Raw genomic sequence first — 1,309 nt, 5'->3', positions numbered from 1 at the left:
CCTCCAACCGCCTCATCCAGCATCTGGGAAAGTGCGCCCTGACCTACGGGTGCCCTGCGGCGCGAAACCTCTTCATGAACCGCTGGGAAGCCCCCCTGCCCACCTCGCCCATCTGCAACGCCCGGTGTCTGGGCTGCATCAGTTTGCAGGACGAATCGGGCTTGTGCGCCACCCAGGACCGCATCGGCTTTGTGCCCACGCCGGAAGAAATCGCCGAAACGGCCGTGCCCCATCTGCTGAAGGCCCCAAGGGCCGTGGTAAGTTTCGGCCAGGGCTGCGAAGGCGAACCGCTCCTCCAGGGGGAAACCCTGGAAGCGTCCATCCGGATCATGCGCCGCGAAACAAACCGCGGAACCATCCATTGCAACAGCAACGCCAGCCTGCCTCACGTGGTCGCCCGACTGGCCGACGCCGGGCTGGACAGCCTGCGGGTGAGCCTCAACTCGGCCCGGCCTGAATTCTACCACGCCTATTATCGTCCCCGGGGCTACGGCTTCGACGACGTGGTCCGTTCCATCCAGGCCATGAAATCTCGCGGCCGGTTCGTGTCCCTGAACTACTTCGTCCTTCCCGGTTTTACGGACGACCCGCACGAGTTCCAAGCGTTATGCGCCTTGTTGGAAAAAGCTCCCGTGGATTTGATTCAGATGCGCAATTTGAACGCCGATCCCCAATGGATCCTCTCGCGCTTGGGCTTTCAGAGCGAAGGCAAGCCCCTGGGGATTCTTGGGCTCATGGAGCGAATCCGGGATCGGTTTCCCGACATTCGTTTTGGTTATTTCAACCCATGTCTCGACCGCGAAGAAGAACTCTAAGGCAGAGGTGGAAATGAAAACCTGTGATGCGGTGGTGATCGGTGCGGGCATCGTGGGATTGGCCACGGCTTATCGGCTCCTGGAACGCCAGCCCTCTTTGGACCTGGTGGTTTTGGAAAAGGAAGCGGGTCCGGGCGCCCATCAAACGGGCCACAACAGCGGGGTCATCCATTCGGGCATTTACTATCGACCGGGATCCCTGAAGGCGACGCTGTGCGTGGAAGGCGCCAAGGCGCTCATCGCCTTCTGTCGCGATCAGTCCATCCCCTTCGAAATCTGCGGGAAAATCGTGGCCGCAACGGACGCCGTGGAAACGCAATGGCTGGGCGAACTGTTCCGCCGGGGAACCGCCAACGGTGTTGCCGGCATGAGTGTGCTTTCGGCCGAAGAAGCCCGATCCCTGGAACCCCATGTGCGCTGTCTCAGGGCGTTGTGGGTTCCCTCGACGGGCATTGTGGATTTTCGGGAGGTTTCGAAAACGCTTGCCCATTGCG

The 1,309-nt window shown here is 61.1% G+C and carries 2 protein-coding genes; both read left to right on the top strand.

What is annotated here, in order from left to right:
- On the top strand, positions 1-815 hold an 815-nt coding region (locus ABJK56_RS03910), incomplete at its 5' end, for a radical SAM protein (protein WP_347243359.1).
- Between the two features lie 13 nt (positions 816-828).
- On the top strand, positions 829-1,309 hold a 481-nt coding region (locus ABJK56_RS03905; RefSeq protein WP_347243358.1), incomplete at its 3' end, for an FAD-dependent oxidoreductase.

The sequence above is a fragment of the Thermogutta sp. genome (genome assembly GCF_039793925.1).
Classification (GTDB): domain Bacteria; phylum Planctomycetota; class Planctomycetia; order Pirellulales; family Thermoguttaceae; genus Thermogutta.
This window is presented reverse-complemented; position numbering and strand designations above follow the sequence as displayed.